General features: G+C 71.3%; 13 protein-coding genes, 1 tRNA gene and 2 pseudogenes. 3 read left to right on the plus strand and 13 right to left on the minus strand.

The features are described from left to right. Positions 1 to 43: 43 nt before the first annotated feature. The 12 genes from prmC to ACIQUR_RS12045 form a co-directional block, all read right to left on the minus strand. Positions 44 to 889 (minus strand): peptide chain release factor N(5)-glutamine methyltransferase, encoded by an 846-nt coding sequence (prmC, locus tag ACIQUR_RS11990; RefSeq protein ID WP_399948604.1) that lies wholly within the window; start codon positions 887 to 889, stop codon positions 44 to 46. A gap of 60 nt (positions 890 to 949) precedes the next feature. After that, positions 950 to 2,029, minus strand: a complete 1,080-nt coding sequence (gene prfA / locus ACIQUR_RS11995) for a peptide chain release factor 1 (RefSeq protein WP_403662209.1) — start codon at positions 2,027 to 2,029, stop codon at positions 950 to 952. A gap of 158 nt (positions 2,030 to 2,187) precedes the next feature. After that, positions 2,188 to 2,409, minus strand: coding sequence for a 50S ribosomal protein L31 (rpmE, locus tag ACIQUR_RS12000; protein WP_030492616.1), 222 nt, complete (start codon positions 2,407 to 2,409; stop codon positions 2,188 to 2,190). A gap of 165 nt (positions 2,410 to 2,574) precedes the next feature. After that, complete coding sequence (locus ACIQUR_RS12005; protein ID WP_403662213.1) at positions 2,575 to 3,666, minus strand: LCP family protein; 1,092 nt, start codon at positions 3,664 to 3,666, stop codon at positions 2,575 to 2,577. Between the two features lie 184 nt (positions 3,667 to 3,850). Then, positions 3,851 to 5,671 carry a trypsin-like serine protease gene (locus ACIQUR_RS12010; protein WP_403662216.1) on the minus strand — a complete coding sequence of 607 codons (1,821 nt, stop codon included), beginning with the start codon at positions 5,669 to 5,671 and terminating at the stop codon, positions 3,851 to 3,853. A 329-nt stretch (positions 5,672 to 6,000) separates the two neighbouring features. After that, positions 6,001 to 8,022 (minus strand): transcription termination factor Rho, encoded by a 2,022-nt coding sequence (rho, locus tag ACIQUR_RS12015; RefSeq protein ID WP_403662219.1) that lies wholly within the window; start codon positions 8,020 to 8,022, stop codon positions 6,001 to 6,003. A gap of 395 nt (positions 8,023 to 8,417) precedes the next feature. Beyond that, positions 8,418 to 9,335 (minus strand): homoserine kinase, encoded by a 918-nt coding sequence (gene thrB / locus ACIQUR_RS12020; protein ID WP_403662222.1) that lies wholly within the window; start codon positions 9,333 to 9,335, stop codon positions 8,418 to 8,420. Positions 9,336 to 9,674: 339 nt separating this feature from the next. Beyond that, positions 9,675 to 10,745, minus strand: a complete 1,071-nt coding sequence (gene thrC / locus ACIQUR_RS12025) for a threonine synthase (RefSeq protein ID WP_403662225.1) — start codon at positions 10,743 to 10,745, stop codon at positions 9,675 to 9,677. A gap of 7 nt (positions 10,746 to 10,752) precedes the next feature. Continuing rightward, positions 10,753 to 12,045 (minus strand): homoserine dehydrogenase, encoded by a 1,293-nt coding sequence (locus ACIQUR_RS12030; RefSeq protein WP_403662228.1) that lies wholly within the window; start codon positions 12,043 to 12,045, stop codon positions 10,753 to 10,755. 117 nt (positions 12,046 to 12,162) lie between these two features. Continuing rightward, on the minus strand, positions 12,163 to 13,554 hold the full coding sequence (lysA, locus tag ACIQUR_RS12035) for a diaminopimelate decarboxylase (protein WP_403662231.1): 1,392 nt from the start codon (positions 13,552 to 13,554) through the stop codon (positions 12,163 to 12,165). A gap of 29 nt (positions 13,555 to 13,583) precedes the next feature. After that, positions 13,584 to 14,606: an ArgS-related anticodon-binding protein NrtL gene (gene nrtL, locus ACIQUR_RS12040; protein ID WP_403662234.1), complete on the minus strand. Its 1,023-nt coding sequence runs from the start codon at positions 14,604 to 14,606 to the stop codon at positions 13,584 to 13,586. A 313-nt stretch (positions 14,607 to 14,919) separates the two neighbouring features. Further along, positions 14,920 to 15,420, minus strand: a complete 501-nt coding sequence (locus tag ACIQUR_RS12045; RefSeq protein ID WP_403662237.1) for a response regulator — start codon at positions 15,418 to 15,420, stop codon at positions 14,920 to 14,922. A gap of 105 nt (positions 15,421 to 15,525) precedes the next feature. On the opposite strand from ACIQUR_RS12045, the gene ACIQUR_RS12050 reads away from it, so the two are divergent. Further along, positions 15,526 to 15,597, plus strand: a tRNA-Arg gene (locus ACIQUR_RS12050). Positions 15,598 to 15,967: 370 nt separating this feature from the next. After that, positions 15,968 to 16,795 carry a DUF4365 domain-containing protein gene (locus tag ACIQUR_RS12055; protein ID WP_403662240.1) on the plus strand — a complete coding sequence of 276 codons (828 nt, stop codon included), beginning with the start codon at positions 15,968 to 15,970 and terminating at the stop codon, positions 16,793 to 16,795. Positions 16,796 to 16,951: 156 nt separating this feature from the next. Here the strand turns inward: ACIQUR_RS12055 and ACIQUR_RS12060 are convergent. Next, a pseudogene (locus ACIQUR_RS12060) lies at positions 16,952 to 17,245 on the minus strand (hypothetical protein); the annotation flags it as partial. Between the two features lie 11 nt (positions 17,246 to 17,256). Between ACIQUR_RS12060 and ACIQUR_RS12065 the strand changes: the two are divergent. Next, positions 17,257 to 17,470, plus strand: a pseudogene (locus tag ACIQUR_RS12065) (ATP-binding protein); the annotation flags it as partial. Between the last annotated feature and the right edge of the window lie 53 nt (positions 17,471 to 17,523).

Below are 17,523 nucleotides of genomic sequence, written 5' to 3' on the forward strand. Positions count from 1 at the left end.
CGGGCCTCCTCGTGGAACGTGGTCGGGGCGGGGTCGGGGGTGATCACGGCAGCGCCTTGCGGGCGGTGGCGAAGCGCGGCCGGTTGTTCAGGTCCGGGTGGTCGGCGGCGTCGGCCCAGCCCCGCTCCTCGGCGAAGATCCACGGGACCTGGCCGCCCTGGGTGTCGGCGTGCTCGATCACGACGACGCCGCCGGGACGCAGCAGCCGGTGCGCGGTGCGCTCCAGGCCCCGGATGGTGTCGAGGCCGTCCTCGCCCGAGAACAGCGCCATCTCCGGGTCGTGGTCCCGGGCCTCGGGGGCGACGTACTCCCACTCGGTGAGCGGGATGTACGGCGGGTTGGAGATCACCAGGTCCACCTGGCCGTCCAGCTCGGGCAGCGCGGTGAGCGCGTCGCCCTGGTGGACGGTGACGCGCGAGCCGTCCGCGTTCTTGCGCGTCCAGACCAGGGCGTCCTCGGACAGCTCGACGGCGTGCACCCGGGAGCGCGGCACCTCCTGCGCCATGGCCAGCGCGATGGCGCCGGAGCCGGTGCACAGGTCCACGATCAGCGGCTCGACCACGTCCATCGCCCGTACGGCGTGTATGGCCCAGTCCACGACCGACTCGGTCTCGGGCCGCGGCACGAAGACGCCCGGCCCCACCTGGAGCTCCAGGTAGCGGAAGAAGGCGCGCCCGGTGATGTGCTGCAGCGGCTCGCGGGCCTCGCGGCGCGCCACGGCTTCCCAGTAGCGCGCGTCGAAGTCGGCGTCCTTGACGGTGTGCAGCTCTCCCCGTTTGACGCCGTGGACGAAGGCGGCGAGCTCCTCCGCGTCGAAGCGCGGTGAGGGCACGCCCGCGGCGGCCAGCCGCTGGGTGGCCTGGGCCACCTCCGCGAGCAGCAGGTTCACGCTTCCTCCAGCGAGTCCGTACGAGGTGTTACCGCGCGGTGTTACGGCGCGTCTTGCGTCTTACTGCGCGGCCGCGAGCTTCGCGGCGGAGTCGGCGTCGACGCAGGCCTGGATGACCGCGTCGAGGTCGCCGTCGAGGACCTGGTCCAGGTTGTACGCCTTGAACCCGACCCGGTGGTCCGAGATCCGGTTCTCCGGGAAGTTGTACGTACGGATCTTCTCGGACCGGTCGACGGTGCGCACCTGGCTGCGGCGGGCGTCGGCGGCCTCCTGCTCGGCGGCCTCCTGCGCGGCGGCCAGCAGCCGCGAGCGGAGGATGCGCATGGCCTGCTCCTTGTTCTGGAGCTGGCTCTTCTCGTTCTGGCAGGACGCCACGACGCCGGTCGGGAGGTGCGTGATGCGCACGGCGGAGTCGGTGGTGTTGACGGACTGGCCGCCGGGGCCGGAGGAGCGGTACACGTCGATGCGGAGGTCGTTCATGTTGATCTCGACGTCGACCTCCTCGGCCTCCGGGGTCACGAGGACGCCGGCGGCGGAGGTGTGGATCCGGCCCTGGGACTCGGTGGCCGGCACGCGCTGCACGCGGTGCACGCCGCCCTCGTACTTCAGGCGGGCCCAGACGCCCTGGCCGGGCTCGGTCGCGCCCTGGCCGCCCTTGGTCTTCACGGCGACCTGGACGTCCTTGTAGCCGCCGAGCTCGGACTCGGTGGAGTCGATGATCTCGGTCTTCCAGCCCACGCGCTCGGCGTAGCGCAGGTACATGCGCAGCAGGTCGCCGGCGAACAGGGCGGACTCGTCGCCGCCCGCGCCCGCCTTGATCTCCAGGAGGACGTCCTTGTCGTCGCTCGGGTCGCGCGGCACCAGCAGCAGGCGGAGCTTCTCGGTGAGCTCCTCGCGCTGCGCGGTGAGCTCCTTGACCTCGGCCGCGAAGTCCGGGTCGTCGGCCGCGAGCTCCTTGGCGGTGTCGATGTCGTCGCCGGTCTGCTTCCAGGCGCGGAAGGTGCCCACGATGGGGGTCAGCTCCGCGTAGCGCTTGTTCAGCTTGCGCGCGTTGGCCTGGTCGGAGTGGACCGACGGGTCGGCGAGCTGCTTCTCGAGGTCGGCGTGCTCGCCGACCAGTTCCTCGACCGCCTCGAACATCGGGGGACTCCTGGAGTGAATGAGCGAAAGGGCTGCGGGGGTGCGGGGGCCGCCGGCCGCCGGGGCGGCGTACGGGGCCACGCCCGCGGGACGACAAAGGCGCCGGTCGGGCCGCCCCCGGGAGACCGGGGGCAGCCGGCGACCGGCGCCGTGGCTCGCTACTTCTTGGAGCCGGCAGCCTTGCCGAAGCGGGCCTCGAAGCGGGCCACGCGGCCACCGGTGTCGAGGATCTTCTGCTTGCCCGTGTAGAACGGGTGGCACTCGGAGCAGACCTCGGCACGGATGGTGCCCTCGGTCAGGGTGCTGCGGGTGGTGAACGACGCGCCACAGGTGCAGCTGACCTGGGTCTCGACGTACTCGGGGTGGATCTCGCGCTTCAAGGTGTCTCCTAGTTTCGGGAGGGCGCCGGGTCGCAGGGGCGGAATTGCGCGCTGCGTGAACCGGGGCCGACGTACCAGTCTGCCAGGACCGGGACGCCTGTCAAAATTGCGGGACGCTGTGGTCAACCGACCCGGGTGCCGGTCTATTCCGGGGGCCTCCGGGTGCTACTTCAGGATCCCCTCGGCCTGGCCCTTCGCGCCCGTCTCCAGCGCCGCGGCCGGCAGCGGCCGGTCCCTGAGGAGCGCGGCCCAGATGAGCCCGGTCTCCTTCTCCAGCGGGACGACGCGGTTGGGGTCGGCGGCGTCGGCGCCCACCGGGAGGGTGACCATCTGCATCCCGGAGGGCTCGATGCCCTCCAGTCCGGCGGCGAAGCCCATCAGCGACTTCACGTCCCCGAGCTTGCGGTCGGTGGTGATGGCCTTGGTGGCGGTGTCCGCCACGTCGAGCAGGCGCTTGGGGTCGTCGAACACCCCGATGCTCTTGACCTGCTTGATGAGCGCCTTGATGAAGGCCTGCTGGAGCTGGATGCGGCCGAGGTCGCTGCCGTCGCCCACGCTCTTGCGGGTGCGGACCAGGCCCAGGGACTGCTCGCCGTCGAGCTTGTGGGTGCCGGCGGCGAGGTCGAGGTGGCTGGCCCCGTCCTTGATCGGCTTGGTGGTGGTGACCTCGACGCCGCCCAGCTTGTCGATGATCTTCTTGAAGCCGGTGAAGTCGACCTCGAGGTAGTGGTCCATGCGGATGCCGGACATCTTCTCGACGGTCTTCACCGCGCAGGCCGGGCCGCCCACGGTGAAGGACTCGTTGAACATCTGCCGCCGGCCGCCCGGGTCCGTGCCGCCGCCGTCGGTGGCGCAGGAGGGCCTCGTGACCAGGGTGTCCCGGGGTATGGATATGACCGCGGCCTTCTTGTGGCCCTCGTAGAGGTGGACGATCATCGCCGTGTCCGAGCGGGCGGAGCCGCCGTCGTCGGCGCCGTACTCCCCGTTGGCGCCGGAGCGGGAGTCGGAGCCCAGGACCAGGATGTCCATCGAGCCGTTGTCGACGTCGGCCGGGCGGTCGTCGCCGAGGGCCGCGTCGATGTCGACGCTCTTGAGGTTGCCGTTGAACTTCACGTACACGTAGCCGAGGCCCACGCCGCCGAGCGCCACCACGCCGGCGGCCGTCCACGCGGCGACGCCGAGCGCCCTGCGTCGCGTCGGCGGGCGCTTGCGCCGTCGGCCCTTGCCGTTCCCCGCACGCGTGCTCTGCTCGGTCATGCTCTCCTCGTCTCCGCGATCATCCCCGGGTCTGCCGCTTCCCCTCCCGCGTTCCGCCAGGAGAGACGGGGGATCCCGCCGAAGGGTTGCACGACGCGCCGTGCCCACCGCGTGGAGACGGTGGGCACGGCGTGACGGTGCGGAGGAGGTGGCGCCGGCCTGTCGTCCGGCGCTCACCTGGGCTTTAACCGAGCAGGTCGTATCCGCCGAAACCGGTTCCGAATGCGACACGTGTGGCGAACGTCGCACTCGGGGTGGCCGAACCGGTGCCCTTGTAGAGCCACAGGGCGCCGGCCGCGTCGCGGGCCAGCAGGTCGGCCCGGCCGTCGGTGTTCACGTCGCCGACGGCGACGATCCGGTTGTACGTGTTCCAGCCGCCGCCGATCTTGACGCGGGCGGCGAAGGCGGAGGTCCCGGCGGTGCCGGTGCCCTTGTACAGCCACAGGGCGCCGGCCGCGTCGCGGGCCACCAGGTCGGCCTTGCCGTCGCCGGTGAAGTCGCCGTGGCCGCGGACCATGCCGTACGCCTGCCAGCCGGGACCGACCAGGACCGAGGCGGCGAAGGTGCCGTCGCCCTTGCCCGGGTAGACGTAGAGGTTGCCGGACTCGGTGACGCTGAGCAGGTCCGGCACGTCGTCGCCGGTCACGTCGCCGGGGGCGACGATCTGGCGGCGGGTGCTCCAGTCGCTCACGACCTTGGTGTGCACCCAGCCGGTGCCGGAGACGTAGTGCGACCAGTACACGGCCCCGCCGGTGTCACGGCGGACGACGTCCTGGCGGCCGTCGCGGTCGAGGTCGGTCTGGGTGATCAGGTTGGCCGAGGCCAGCGTGGTCCAGGCGCTCTGCCGGCTGTAGCCGGAGACCCGGGAGTGGAAGGGGTACACCGACTTGCTGGAGCTGCCGCGGGCGAGCAGGTCGGCCGTGGAGTCACCGCTCCAGTTGGCGTCGTACACGCGGGCGCGGATCGGGCCGGCGTACGCGGTGACCTTGGCGTACACCCCGTACGAGCCCTCGTTCACGCAGGTGACGGAGCCCCAGGAGACGATGCCGATCAGCCGGCCGCTGCGGACCAGCGGGCCGCCGGAGTCGCCCATGCAGGACGAGGTGGTGCCGGCGTCCTTGCCGGAGGCCGGGGTGCCGGCGCAGAGCATGTGGCCCTTGACCAGCTGGTCTCCCCAGTAGTCGTCGCAGGTGGTGTCGGCGACGAGCGGGAGGTCGGCGCGCTTGAGGTACGGGGAGATGTCCTCGCTCGTCGAGCTGTAGCGGCCCCAGCCGTACACGCTGGCCGTGGCCCCCGTCTGGTAGAGCGAGGTGTCCGTGGAGCGGGCGATCGGCAGGTTCTTGACGGTCACCGGCGAGCTGAGCGTGAGGACGGCCACGTCGTTGTCGGTGGTGGCGACGTCGTACGACGGGTGCTTCCACTGGCGCTTCACGAAGCGGTACGTGCCGCCGTGCCAGTCGACCGAGTCGTCGTCGTTGACGGTCGGCAGCCGGCTGGTGCCGACGACGACGAAGCTGTCGAGGGTCCAGTCGAGGCCGTCGACGCAGTGGGCGGCAGTGACGATCTTCGTCGGGGTGACGACGGTGCCGCCGCAGAAGAACCCGAGGTCGTCCTCGGGGTCCTCGGTGTCCTGGTCGTCGAAGAAGTGGAGCTGTGCCATCCACGGGGCGTTGGCGATGCTCTCCGCGCCGCCGCCGATGATCATCGGCGCCGAGGGCTTCGCCCCCGACTCGGCGGCCTTGCGCCGGCGCGCGTCGAGGGAGCCGGCGACGCGCTCGGCGATGTCCCGGTCGTCCGTTACGGTCCCGGCCGCGGAGGTGCCGGCCGCCGGGGTGCCGGCCGTGTCCACCTCGGTGACGAGCGGGGACTCCACGGCCGCGGGCGCCGCCGCCTGGGCCGCGGTGGCGGTCAGTCCCGTACCGATCAGGGCGGTGACGGCCAGGGCCACGGAGACCACTGTTCCGGGCCTGCGCCACGGCCGGGCGGCACGAGTGCGTATCTGCACGCGCATTCCTTCGGTTCGGGCGGCGGCGGGGGCCGCCGCAGGGCAGGGGCAGCCGGTGGGCGACTGCCGCGCAACGATGTTCGCGTACGGGCCGTGCACCGCGTACACCGGGTGGAAGCCCGGCGTCCGCAACGGGGCGGGCCGGCGCGGCCGCGGGACCGTACCGGTGCCGAACTCCTCGGCGGTGTCGGGTGGTTCGGCCCCGCGCGCGCCTCGGGGAGCGATCCCCCGCAGACGCAGAACACCGCCCCCGTCACCGAAGTGACGAGGGCGGTGTCCTAGACGCCGGAGAAGCCCGTTCCGGTTCCGGCCGGGCCGCTCGTTCCGCGTCAGTCGTCGTTCTTGCCGGACGACGGGGTCGTCTTGGCGATCTGCATCAGGAACTCGGCGTTCGACTTCGTCTGCTTCATCTTGTCGAGCAGCAGCTCGATCGCCTGCTGCGAGTCGAGCGCGTGCAGCACCCGGCGCAGCTTCCAGACGATGCTGAGCTCCTCGCTGTTGAGGAGGATCTCCTCCTTGCGGGTGCCCGACGGGTCGACGTCGACGGCCGGGAAGATGCGCTTGTCGGCGAGCTTCCGGTCGAGCTTGAGCTCCATGTTGCCGGTGCCCTTGAACTCCTCGAAGATCACCTCGTCCATGCGCGAGCCGGTCTCGACCAGCGCGGTGGCCAGGATGGTCAGCGAGCCGCCGTCCTCGATGTTGCGCGCGGCACCGAAGAAGCGCTTCGGCGGGTAGAGCGCGGTCGAGTCGACACCACCGGACAGGATGCGGCCGGAGGCGGGCGCCGCGAGGTTGTACGCGCGGCCCAGACGGGTGATCGAGTCCAGCAGGACGACCACGTCGTGACCCAGCTCGACGAGGCGCTTGGCGCGCTCGATGGCCAGCTCGGCGACCGTGGTGTGGTCCTCGGCCGGGCGGTCGAAGGTCGAGGAGATGACCTCGCCCTTGACCGACCGCTGCATGTCGGTGACCTCTTCCGGACGCTCGTCGACCAGGACGACCATCAGGTGGCACTCGGGGTTGTTGCGGGTGATCGCGTTGGCGATCGCCTGCATGATCATGGTCTTACCGGTCTTCGGCGGGGCCACGATCAGACCGCGCTGGCCCTTTCCGATCGGCGACACGAGGTCGATGATGCGGGTGGTCAGCACGCCCGGGTCGGTCTCCAGACGGAGCCGGTCCTGCGGGTAGAGCGGGGTGAGCTTGTTGAACTCGGGGCGGCCGCGGCCGGACTCCGGCGCCATGCCGTTGACCGAGTCCAGGCGCACCAGCGCGTTGAACTTCTCGCGGCGCTCGCCCTCCTTCGGCTGGCGCACGGCACCGGTGACGTGGTCGCCCTTGCGCAGGCCGCTCTTGCGGACCTGGGCGAGGGAGACGTACACGTCGTTCGGGCCGGGCAGGTAGCCGGAGGTCCGGATGAAGGCGTAGTTGTCGAGGATGTCGAGGATGCCCGCGACGGGGATCAGCACGTCGTCGTCGGCGACCTGCGGCTCGCTCGCACCGAACTCGTCGCGGCCACGGCGGCCACGGCGGTCGCGGTAGCGGCCGCGACGGCCACGGCGGCCGCCCTCGTCGTCGAAGTCGTCCTGCGGCCCGGTGTTCTGCTGGCCGCGGCCGGCCTGCTGCTGGCGCTGGCCGCCCTGACCCTGCTGGCCACCCTGCTCGTCGCCCTTGCCGCGCTCGCGGCGGTCGCGCTGACCGCGCTCGCCACGCTCGCCGCGGTCACGGCGGTCCCGGCGGCCACGGCCCTCGGCACCGTCCTGCGGGGCGGAGACAGCGGTGGCCGCTTCGGCCTTGCCGTCGGTCTGGGCCTCGGCCTTGGCCTCGGCCTGCGCCGGCGCCTCGGCACCGGCGGGGCTGCCGGCGGCGGCGGTGGCACGGCGGCGGCGGCGCTCGCCGGCCGGGGCGTCGTCCGCCCCGCGCTCGGCGTCGCCCGTACGGGCGGTGCCCCCGGCCGGCTGGCCCGGGATGTCGATCTGCTGCTGGGCGGCCGGCTTCTCGGCACGCGCGGCGGCGGGGGCCTCGGCCGGCGCCTCGGCGGTCTCGCCGGTGCGGGCCTTGGAGGTGGCGCGGCGCTTGGGCTTGGTCTCGGCGGTCTCGCCGGCGCTCTTGGCGGGGGCGGCGCTGCCGCCTCCGGCCTGCGCCTCCTTGATGACCTCGATCAGCTGGCTCTTGCGCATGCGCGCGGTGCCCCTGATCCCGAGGCCCGAGGCGACCTGCTGGAGCTCGGCCAGGACCATGCCCTCGAGGCCGGTGCCGGCGCGGCGGCGCTTGGGGGTAGCAGCACCCGCGGGCGCGCTGGTGTCGACACTGGTGTCGGCAGCGCCCATCAGATCGGTGGTGTCGCTCACGAAGGGTCCTTCCCTGGAGCGGACGTCGGCCTGTCTGGCTCGGCGACCGGTTGTGCTGTCCGACCTCGGTCCCTGGTGTGCGGTCCGAGTCGGGGCGGTGGTCCGCCGGTAGAGGTACGGCGGAGGAATACGTGCATGGGTTCCGGCGAGAAGCCCCCCAGCTGGAAGCGTGGGAATGTCACGCCGATTCCGGAGCGTGCTCGAAACTGCCTGGCAGTGATCAAAGCAGTTGGGGAGGCTCCCGGAAGAAGGGTGGTCCCTGAAGGGGACACTGAGCACCGAGCCACGACGGCTTTGGATGCGTACTTGAGGTTAACACTACCGGATCCAACAGACATTCCCCCTCTCACTCACCGGCAATCGCGCCCTTCCGACAAGGGCGGTACCAGCAGGACCTAGCCAGCGAGCGGCAGCACGCTCGCACCCGCGGAGTCGAGGGCCAGCCGGTTGGCCGCCCATCCCTCGCCCGCGAGCAGCGCGACCTTGTCGGCCGTGCCGTTCTCGGCCAGCGCGAGGACGGTGGGTCCCGCGCCGGAGATGACCGCGGGGACTCCGTCCGCGCGCAGCCGGTTGACCAGTGCGACGCTCTCCGGCATCGCAGGGGCCCGGTATTCCTGGTGCAGCCGGTCCTCGGTGGCGGGCAGCAGCAGCTCGGGGCGCCTGGTGAGGGCCTCGACGAGCAGCGCGGCGCGGCCGGCGTTGACGGCGGCGTCGACGTGCGGGACGTTGCGCGGCAGCAGGCCGCGGGCGGTCTCGGTCAGCACGGGCTTGGAGGGGACGAAGACCACCGGAACGATGGAATCCGAGGGGTCCATCCTGATGGCCCTGGCGGCGCCCCCGTCCATCCAGGCCAGGGTGAAACCGCCGAGGAGGCAGGCCGCGACGTTGTCGGGGTGGCCCTCGATCTCGGTGGCCAGTTCCAGCAGCGCGGCGTCGTCGAGCTTGTTCTCCCCGCCTATGGTCACGGCGCGGGCGGCGACGATGCCGGCGCAGATGGCCGCGGAGGACGAGCCGAGGCCCCGGCCGTGGGGGATGCGGTTGGCGCAGACGACCTCCAGGCCGCGCGGCTGGCCGCCCAGCAGGTCGAAGGCGGTGCGCATGGAGCGTACGAGCAGGTGGCTCTCGTCGCGGGGCAGGCTGTCGGCGCCCTCTCCCGCGATGTCGATGTTCAGGCCGGAGTCGGCCACCCGGACGACCACGTCGTCGTAGAGCCCCAGGGCCAGGCCGAGGGCGTCGAAGCCCGGGCCGAGGTTGGCGCTGGAGGCGGGGACGCGCACCCGTACGGCGGCGGCGCGGAACGCTGGACCGGCCATCGCTCGATGACACTCCTTGTGACTGTGCGAGATGTTCGCGGTGAATGTACTTGACTTCGTACGACATCCGAAGGCCCCGGGGGCAGCACCATGGGCATATGCGGCGGGTCGGATGTAAGTACAGCCTATCGAAGGAAGGTTCTGTCGCGACATAGGGCGCACAGGAGGCGCACGATGCGTGTCGCGGCGACCCTCGCCCGTTTGTCTGCGTACGGCCCGTCTTGCCGGTTTGCGCCGTCCGGCGCGGCGACCCGTTCACGGTTCTGGCCAACGGCCGAACCGGGGGTCCGGTTACGCGGGAGCCTCCCGTACGGGCGTACGGGAGGCCCCTCCGGCGTCCTAGACCAGGCCCAGCCGCACCGCGGCGGCCTCGGCGTCGACCGGGACGGTGACCGGCTGCGGGGCGCCGGCGATCGCCCAGTCGGGGTCCTTCAGGCCGTTGCCGGTGACGGTGCACACGATCTTCTGGCCCGGGTCGACCTTGCCCTGCTCGGCGGCCTTCAGCAGGCCGGCCACGGAGGCGGCGGAGGCGGGCTCCACGAAGACGCCCTCCTGCGAGGCCAACAGGCGGTAGGCGGCCAGGATCTGACGGTCAGTCACCTCGTCGATGAAGCCGCCCGACTCGTCGCGGGCCGCGAGGGCGTAGTCCCAGGAGGCCGGGTTGCCGATGCGGATCGCGGTGGCGATGGTGTGCGGCTCCTTCACCGGCTCGCCGCGCACGATGGGCGCCGAGCCGGAGGCCTGGAAGCCCCAGACCCGCGGGGTGCGGGTGGCGAGGCCGTCGGCCGCGTACTCCTTGAAGCCCTTCCAGTACGCGGTGATGTTGCCCGCGTTGCCGACCGGCAGGACGTGGATGTCGGGGGCGTCGCCGAGCGCGTCGACGATCTCGAACGCGGCCGTCTTCTGGCCCTCGATGCGCACCGGGTTCACCGAATTGACCAGCGCCACCGGGTAGTTGTCGGAGAGCCGGCGGGCGAGGGTGAGGCAGTCGTCGAAGTTGCCGTCCACCTGGAGGATCTTGGCGCCGTGCACCAGCGCCTGACCCATCTTGCCCAGCGCGATCTTGCCCTGCGGTACGAGGACGGCGCTGACCATCCCGGCGCGCACCGCGTACGCGGCGGCGGAGGCGGAGGTGTTGCCGGTGGAGGCGCAGATGACCGCCTTGGCGCCCTCCTCCTTCGCCTTCGTGATCGCCATGGTCATGCCGCGGTCCTTGAAGGAACCCGTCGGGTTCGCGCCCTCCACCTTGAGGTGGACCTCACAGCCCGTGCGCTCGGAGAGGACCTGGGCCGGGACGAGCGGGGTGCCACCCTCGCGGAGAGTGACCACGGGAGTCGTCTCCGTGACCGGAAGCCGGTCCCGGTACTCCTCGATGATCCCTCGCCACTGATGGGTGCGATTGCTGCTCATGGGTCCTTTACTCCCCTTCAACACGCATGATGCTGGCGACACCGCGCACGGTGTCGAGCTTGCGCAGCGCCTCGACGGTCCCCGAGAGGGCCGCGTCGGCCGCGCGGTGGGTGACGACGACGAGGCTGGCCTCGCCGTCCTTGCCCTGCTGGCGGACGGTGTCGATGGACACGCCGTGCTCCGAGAACACCGTGGCCACCTGCGCGAGGACACCCGGCTTGTCCGCCACATCGAGGCTGATGTGGTAGCGGGTGACGACCTCGCCCATCGGGCTGACCGGCAGCTGGGTGTACGCCGACTCGCCCGGCCCCGTTGCCTCGGCGAGCTTGTTCCGGCAGACGGCGACCAGGTCGCCGAGGACCGCGGAGGCGGTCGGCGAGCCGCCCGCGCCGGGCCCGTAGAACATCAGCCGGCCGGCCGCCTCCGCCTCGACGAAGACGGCGTTGTACGCCTCGCGGACGGAGGCGAGCGGGTGGCTGAGCGGGATCATCGCCGGGTGGACACGGGCGGTGACGGACTGGCCGTCCGCCGCGCGCTCCAGGATGGCGAGGAGCTTGATGGTGCACCCCATCCGCTTGGCGGATGCGAAGTCCGCGGCGCTGACCTCGGTCATGCCCTCGCGGTACACGTCGTCGAGGCGGACGCGGGTGTGGAAGGCGATGCCGGCGAGGATCGCGGCCTTGGCGGCGGCGTCGTACCCCTCGACGTCGGCGGTCGGGTCGGCCTCCGCGTAACCGAGGGCGGTGGCCTCGTCGAGGGCCTCCTGGTACCCGGCGCCGGTGGAGTCCATCTTGTCGAGGATGAAGTTCGTCGTGCCGTTGACGATGCCCATCACGCGGTTGATCTTGTCGCCCGCGAGGGACTCGCGCATCGGGCGGACCAGCGGGATGGCGCCGGCCACGGCGGCCTCGTAGTACAGGTCGAGCCCCGCCTGCTCGGCGGCCGCGTGCAGCGCGGCGCCGTCCTGGGCCAGCAGCGCCTTGTTCGCCGAGACGACGGAGATGCCGTGCTCGAAGGCGGTGGTGATCAGGGTGCGGGCGGGCTCGATGCCGCCGATGACCTCGATGGCCACGTCGATGTCACCGCGTTTGAGCAGCGCGGTGGCGTCGGTGGTGATCAGCGCGGGGTCGATGCCCTCGCGCACCTTGGAGGGACGGCGCACGGCGACGCCCGCGAGTTCCACGGGCGCGCCGATCCTGGCTGTGAGGTCGTCGGCGTGCGTCGTCATGATGCGCGCCACCTCTGAGCCGACCACTCCACAGCCCAGCAGCGCCACCTTCAGCGGACGCGTACGCATCATTTCGACCTACGCCTTTCGTCATGACCCGGCTTGCTCGTGCAAGCACGGTGTGAACCAGTCTCACGCACTGGACAGGACTTTCCATCCCCTGTCCAGATCGCGAGATGTCTATTTCATTTATCCGAGGTCGAGACGCAGGAGATCCTCCTCCGTCTCGCGCCGGACGATCACGCGCGCCTCCCCGTCGCCGACCGCGACGACGGGCGGGCGCAGCGCGTGGTTGTAGTTGCTCGCCATGGAGCGGCAGTACGCCCCGGTCGCCGGTACGGCGATCAGGTCGCCCGGCGCCAGGTCGGCGGGCAGGAACGCGTCCCGGACCACGATGTCACCGCTCTCGCAGTGCTTGCCGACCACACGGGACAGCATGGGTTCCGCGTCGGAGCGGCGCGAGACGAGCGCCACGCTGTACTCGGCGTCGTACAGGGCGGTGCGGATGTTGTCCGACATGCCGCCGTCGACGCTCACGTACGTCCGCAGGCCCTCCAGCGGCTTGACCGTGCCCACCTCGTACAGCGTGAAGGCGGTGGGGCCGACGATCGCCCGGCCGGGCTCGACGGAGATGCGCGGGGTGCGCAGCCCGGCGGACTCGCACTCGCGGGTGACGATCTCGCCGAGGGCCTTCGCGATCTCGTGCGGCTCGCGGGGGTCGTCCTCGGGGGTGTAGGCGATGCCGAGGCCGCCGCCGAGGTCGATCTCGGGCAGCTCGACGCCGTGCTCGTCGCGGACGGCCGCGAGCAGCTGGACGACGCGGCGGGCCGAGACCTCGAAGCCCGCCATGTCGAAGATCTGCGAGCCGATGTGGGAGTGGATGCCGATGAGCTCCAGGCTCTCGTGGCCCAGCGCGCGGCGCACGGCCTCGGCGGCCTGGCCGCCGGCCACGGCGATGCCGAACTTCTGGTCCTCGTGGGCGGTGGCGATGAACTCGTGGGTGTGCGCCTCGACGCCGACGGTGACGCGGATCTGGACGCGCTGGCGCCTGCCCAGCTCGGCGGCGACGTGGGCGACGCGGGCGATCTCCTGGAAGGAGTCGAGCACGATCCGGCCGACGCCGGCCTCGATGGCGCGGCGGATCTCGGCGACGGACTTGTTGTTGCCGTGGTACGCGATCCGCTCGGCGGGCATCTCGGCGGCGAGCGCGGTGGTCAGCTCGCCGGCGGAGCACACGTCGAGGTTGAGCCCCTCTTCCTTGAGCCAGCGCACGACGGCCTTGGAGAGGAAGGCCTTTCCGGCGTAGAAGACGTCGGCGTCGGCGCCGAAGGCGTGGGCCCAGGCGCGGCAGCGAGCGCGGAAGTCGGTCTCGTCGAGGAAGTAGGCCGGGGTGCCGAACTCCTCGGCGAGGCGCGTCACTTCGAGGCCGCCGACGGACACGACGCCGTCGTCGTTGCGGCGCACGGTCCGCGACCAGACCTTCTCGTCCAGGGCATTGAGGTCGGCCGGCGGCGCGGTGTAGTGGCTCTCGGGCAGCACGTCACCGTGGCGGGGGCCTGCGGGGTGTGCGGAACGGCTCATGACGGCGTGGCTCTTTTCTGGGTCTGCGTCTACGAAGTCTCGGGTGCGTCGATGCCGAGCAGGGACAGGCCGCCCGCGAGCACCGTCCCGGCGGCCTCGACGAGGGCCAGACGGGAACGGTGGGCGGCCGAGGGTTTCTCGTCGCCGAGGGGCAGCACCGTGTGCTGGAGGTCGAGCAGGGCATCCCCGAGGGTGACGAGATGCCTGGCCAGCCGGTCGGGCGCGCGGTGGTGGGCGGCCGCTTCCAGTACGAGGGGGTACTCGGCGAGGGCGCGGAGCACCGGGTGGTGGTCGGGGGTGGCGCCGGCCTCGGGCGCGAAACCGAGCTGGGCGGCGTTGCGGAGCAGGGCGCGGGCGCGGGAGTGGGCGTACCGGACGAGGAAGAAGGGGTTGCCCTCGGTCTGCGCGAGCAGGGTCGCGGGGAAGGCGGGTGCCTCGGCGGGCGGCACGCTGAGCATGGCCCACCGGGCGGCCTGGTCGCCGTACCGCGCGCCGGCGTCGGCGTCGCGGCGGGCGAGGGGGGCGACGTCCAGCCCGTCGTACGGGTCGGCGATGCCCCGGGCCCGGAGCAGCCGGACGACGACCTCGCGGACGACGCGGCGGCGGAGGTCGGTGGGGGTGCCGGTATCGGTATCAGCGTCGGCATCGGCGTCGACGGGCCCGACGGGCTGGACCGGCTCGACCGGCTCCACGGGCAGGGGCGCGGGGGCGAACCCGTAGGCGGCGCCCTTCTCGGCCACCTCGCGCACCAGCTCGCCCGCGGAAGCCGGAAGCAGCTCGAAATTGAGGAACCCGCCACCGGTGACGACGACGCTCCGGATCTCGGGCTCGCGGGACAGGGAGCCGGCCAGCACCTCGGCGACCCGCCGGGGCCCGCCCTCGGCACCCTTGCCGACCCGGAAGGCGACGGGGGTGGCGTACTCCCCCACCCCACCGGGGCGGGTGCGCTCGACGACCACCCGGTCGGGCACGGTCACCCCGCACAGCTCACCCCGCGCGACGGCACTGCGCACGGCACGCGCCACGGTGCGGGAGAGGTCGGCGGGGGTCACGGGACAAGCGTATGGGAGAGGCCCCCCCTCCCCGCGAACCGATTCCGGCATGTGAACGCCAAGCCGCCGGAATCAGCCCACGCCGCACCCAGGGGGCACGCCCGTACACGCCGAGCACCCACACACGGACCGCCACGGACCGAACGCGGACCGCACCGCCCGCACCACACCGCACAGAACCGGAGAGGACCGGACAGGAGTGAACCGGACGGGAGTGAACCGGAGTGAACCGGACCGGAGTGAACAGTGAACCGGACTGGAGTGGACCGGACTGGCGTGAACCGGAGAACGACTCAACGAATGACTGACCCGGTCATCGAATGACGGACCCGGCCCCCATCCGCCCCTCACCGCTCTCGTCCTCACCCTCCGGGCGCTCGTCGGCACCCGGCCGCGTGTCGATCAGCCGCCGTACGAGCCGCACCAGCTCCGCCGGCTCGAAGGGCTTCGCGAGGAAGGCGTCCACCCCGGCCGCGACCCCGGTCTCGGCGTCGTACTGGGTGCACGCGCTGACGATGGCGACGGGCAGGTGGCGGGTCCGCGGATCCGACCGCAGCCGGGCCGCGGCGTTGATCCCGTCCAGGCGCGGCATGACGACGTCCATGGTCACGACATCGGGCCGCACCTCATGGACCACGTCCAGGCATTCGGCACCATCGCTCGCGGTCACGACCTCGAAGCCCTCCAGCTCGAGGTTGACCTTGATCAGCTGCCGGATGACCTTGTTGTCGTCGACAACAAGCACCCGGCCCGACGCGCCTGGCACAACTTGAGAGTAGGTCCGCTCCGGGTTCCGCGTCCGGGTTTTCCCCACTTCCACCCCCTGCGGGCGACCCGCCCCCACAGACCTGCGAAACCCGTTCCTGATCACCCCTCCGGAGCTGGTAGTGTTCTTCCCGTCGCCGCAAGGCAACACCCCGCCCCCGTAGCTCAGGGGATAGAGCAACGGCCTCCGGAGCCGTGTGCGCAGGTTCGAATCCTGCCGGGGGCACTTCGCACGAAGTGCCAAAGGACCCCGCCAACAGCAGAGATGCTGAGGGCGGGGTTTCTTCGTAGGTGCAGCCAAGTGTTGCTCCGAGGAGCCGTAGGCGCCCCCTGCGGCCTATTCACGGCCTGGACCGCGCCGCATCCGTGCAGGTCAGCCCGGGCCGCGCGGGCAAAGCAATCGTTGCCGGGATAGACCGGCCCTGACAAGCGCCTGGAACCGGGACCGCGCCGGGGATCTGTGACCGCCGGGCTTGTTCAGAGCCATGCACGAAGCGGACAGCACAGCCCAGCCCGGGCCAAGTGAAGCGGCGAGCATCCCAGTGTCAGAGGTCGATGACACGCTGGAGAGGGTGCCCACGTAGCGAGGGGGAGAGATGACCACGATTCCAAGTGGGCGGCGGATGGAGCAGGCGGCCGTGAACGCCCTGCGCACACTCCTCCAGAGTCACGACCACGTGGTGGAGGAGATCTCCGGCCAGAACGACTACGGCGAAGATCTTTTCGTTACGTTCGCCGACGCCGGTCGCGTGACCAATGACGTAATCAAAGTTCAAGTCAAGGGCGGCACATCGTGGCGGCGGTCCTACGGCTACGGGGTGCCCGTGCGACAACACGCCGAGACATGGGCAAACGGGAACGTACCCGTGTTCTGTGTCGTCTTCGATCCTGACACGGAACAGCTCTACTGGGCGAACGCCACCGAGCAGCTTCGTCGCGCCGGGCATGAGCGCCGCCAGCTGCGGACCATCAGGCTGCCCGAGGCCGCAGTGCTGGACGACGCCACCTTGGCGGCGTTCGTCGACAAGGCCCGTGCGTACGTCGGCGGGTACCGGGGGCGGAACGCCGTGCTCGCCCATCTCGGAGAGATGGCCGGCGTCACCTTTGACCGCTCGGACCACGTCCTGCACTGGGTCAACGAGTACGACGAGCAGTTGATCTTCTGGCAGCGCCCAGGAGAGTTCTACGCCACTCTCCTTCACAGTGACCTCGACTGGGAGCCGACCCGGATCACTCCCGCCGGCTTGCTGATACCCGGTGGCGCATCGTTCGGCGCGTTCGGACAGAACTATCCCGAGGAAATCCGGCAGCTGATTCCGTTCCCCTGCATTGGCGGCATCATCCTCAACATGCCCGAGGCCCTCTGGCTCGCCTCGTGCTTCGCCTCTACAGAGTGGGCTCGACAAGGGTCCGAAGTGGGATAACTGCCGAGGGTTTCGTTCATCGCGAGAACCCGCAGGGATGAAGGAAACGGGACGACCGACAGGTCGTTCGCAGCCCTATGCCCAGACTCGACCCTGCCGGCAAATGCGATGGCCCCCGGGGAATCCCCGGGGCCATAAGGCGCGCTGATCCATTTCTCAGTCGTACTCGCTCAAGAGCTGGTCGATCCGGCGGTTGCCCACCTCCTGCCGGCCGTCGAGGCACTTCGCGTACCGGCTCGGCAGGACCTCCACGCTGTTGCCCGCCCGCGCCGCCACCTGCCGGTTCTTCAACCCGCGGTCGTCGTGGCTCTCCCCCGAGTCGGTCCACTGCGTGCCGACGCTGGGCCGGAACCGGTGAAGCACCGCCTCGCCCCACCCGGCGGCGGGGAGGGTGAGGTCCGGCAGGGCCAGCCCGACCGCTTCCGCCGGCCCGAAGCCACCGAAGTACAGCCGAGGGTGGCCCCGTCGTCGCAGTGATCGACGAGTTCCCCTTCCTCGCCAAGTCCTCCCCCGCACTCCCAGTCGATCATCCAGCGCGCCCTCGACCCGGCCGCCCAGCACACCAACACCCCGGTACGTCTGCTGCTGTGCGGCTCCGCCCTGTCCTTGATGGGCAAACTGCTGGCCGGCAACGCGCCGCTGCGCGGTCGCGCCGGCCTCGAACTACTTCGCAGAGGCAGCAGACGGGGGCAGGGCCCGGACCGCGCTCGCGGTCCGGGCCCTGCCCC

The sequence above is a fragment of the Streptomyces sp. NPDC101132 genome (assembly GCF_044759225.1).
In the GTDB taxonomy this organism is placed as follows: domain Bacteria; phylum Actinomycetota; class Actinomycetes; order Streptomycetales; family Streptomycetaceae; genus Streptomyces.

Bases quoted from the DNA above. Each gene is read 5' to 3' on its own strand.
- lysA (WP_403662231.1), bottom strand. From the start codon at position 13,554: ATGAGCCGTTCCGCACACCCCGCAGGCCCCCGCCACGGTGACGTGCTG.
- ACIQUR_RS12005 (WP_403662213.1), bottom strand. From the start codon at position 3,666: ATGACCGAGCAGAGCACGCGTGCGGGGAACGGCAAGGGCCGACGGCGC.
- thrB (WP_403662222.1), bottom strand. From the start codon at position 9,335: ATGGCCGGTCCAGCGTTCCGCGCCGCCGCCGTACGGGTGCGCGTCCCC.
- thrC (WP_403662225.1), bottom strand. From the start codon at position 10,745: ATGAGCAGCAATCGCACCCATCAGTGGCGAGGGATCATCGAGGAGTAC.
- ACIQUR_RS12055 (WP_403662240.1), top strand. From the start codon at position 15,968: ATGACCACGATTCCAAGTGGGCGGCGGATGGAGCAGGCGGCCGTGAAC.
- prfA (WP_403662209.1), bottom strand. From the start codon at position 2,029: ATGTTCGAGGCGGTCGAGGAACTGGTCGGCGAGCACGCCGACCTCGAG.
- ACIQUR_RS12030 (WP_403662228.1), bottom strand. From the start codon at position 12,045: ATGATGCGTACGCGTCCGCTGAAGGTGGCGCTGCTGGGCTGTGGAGTG.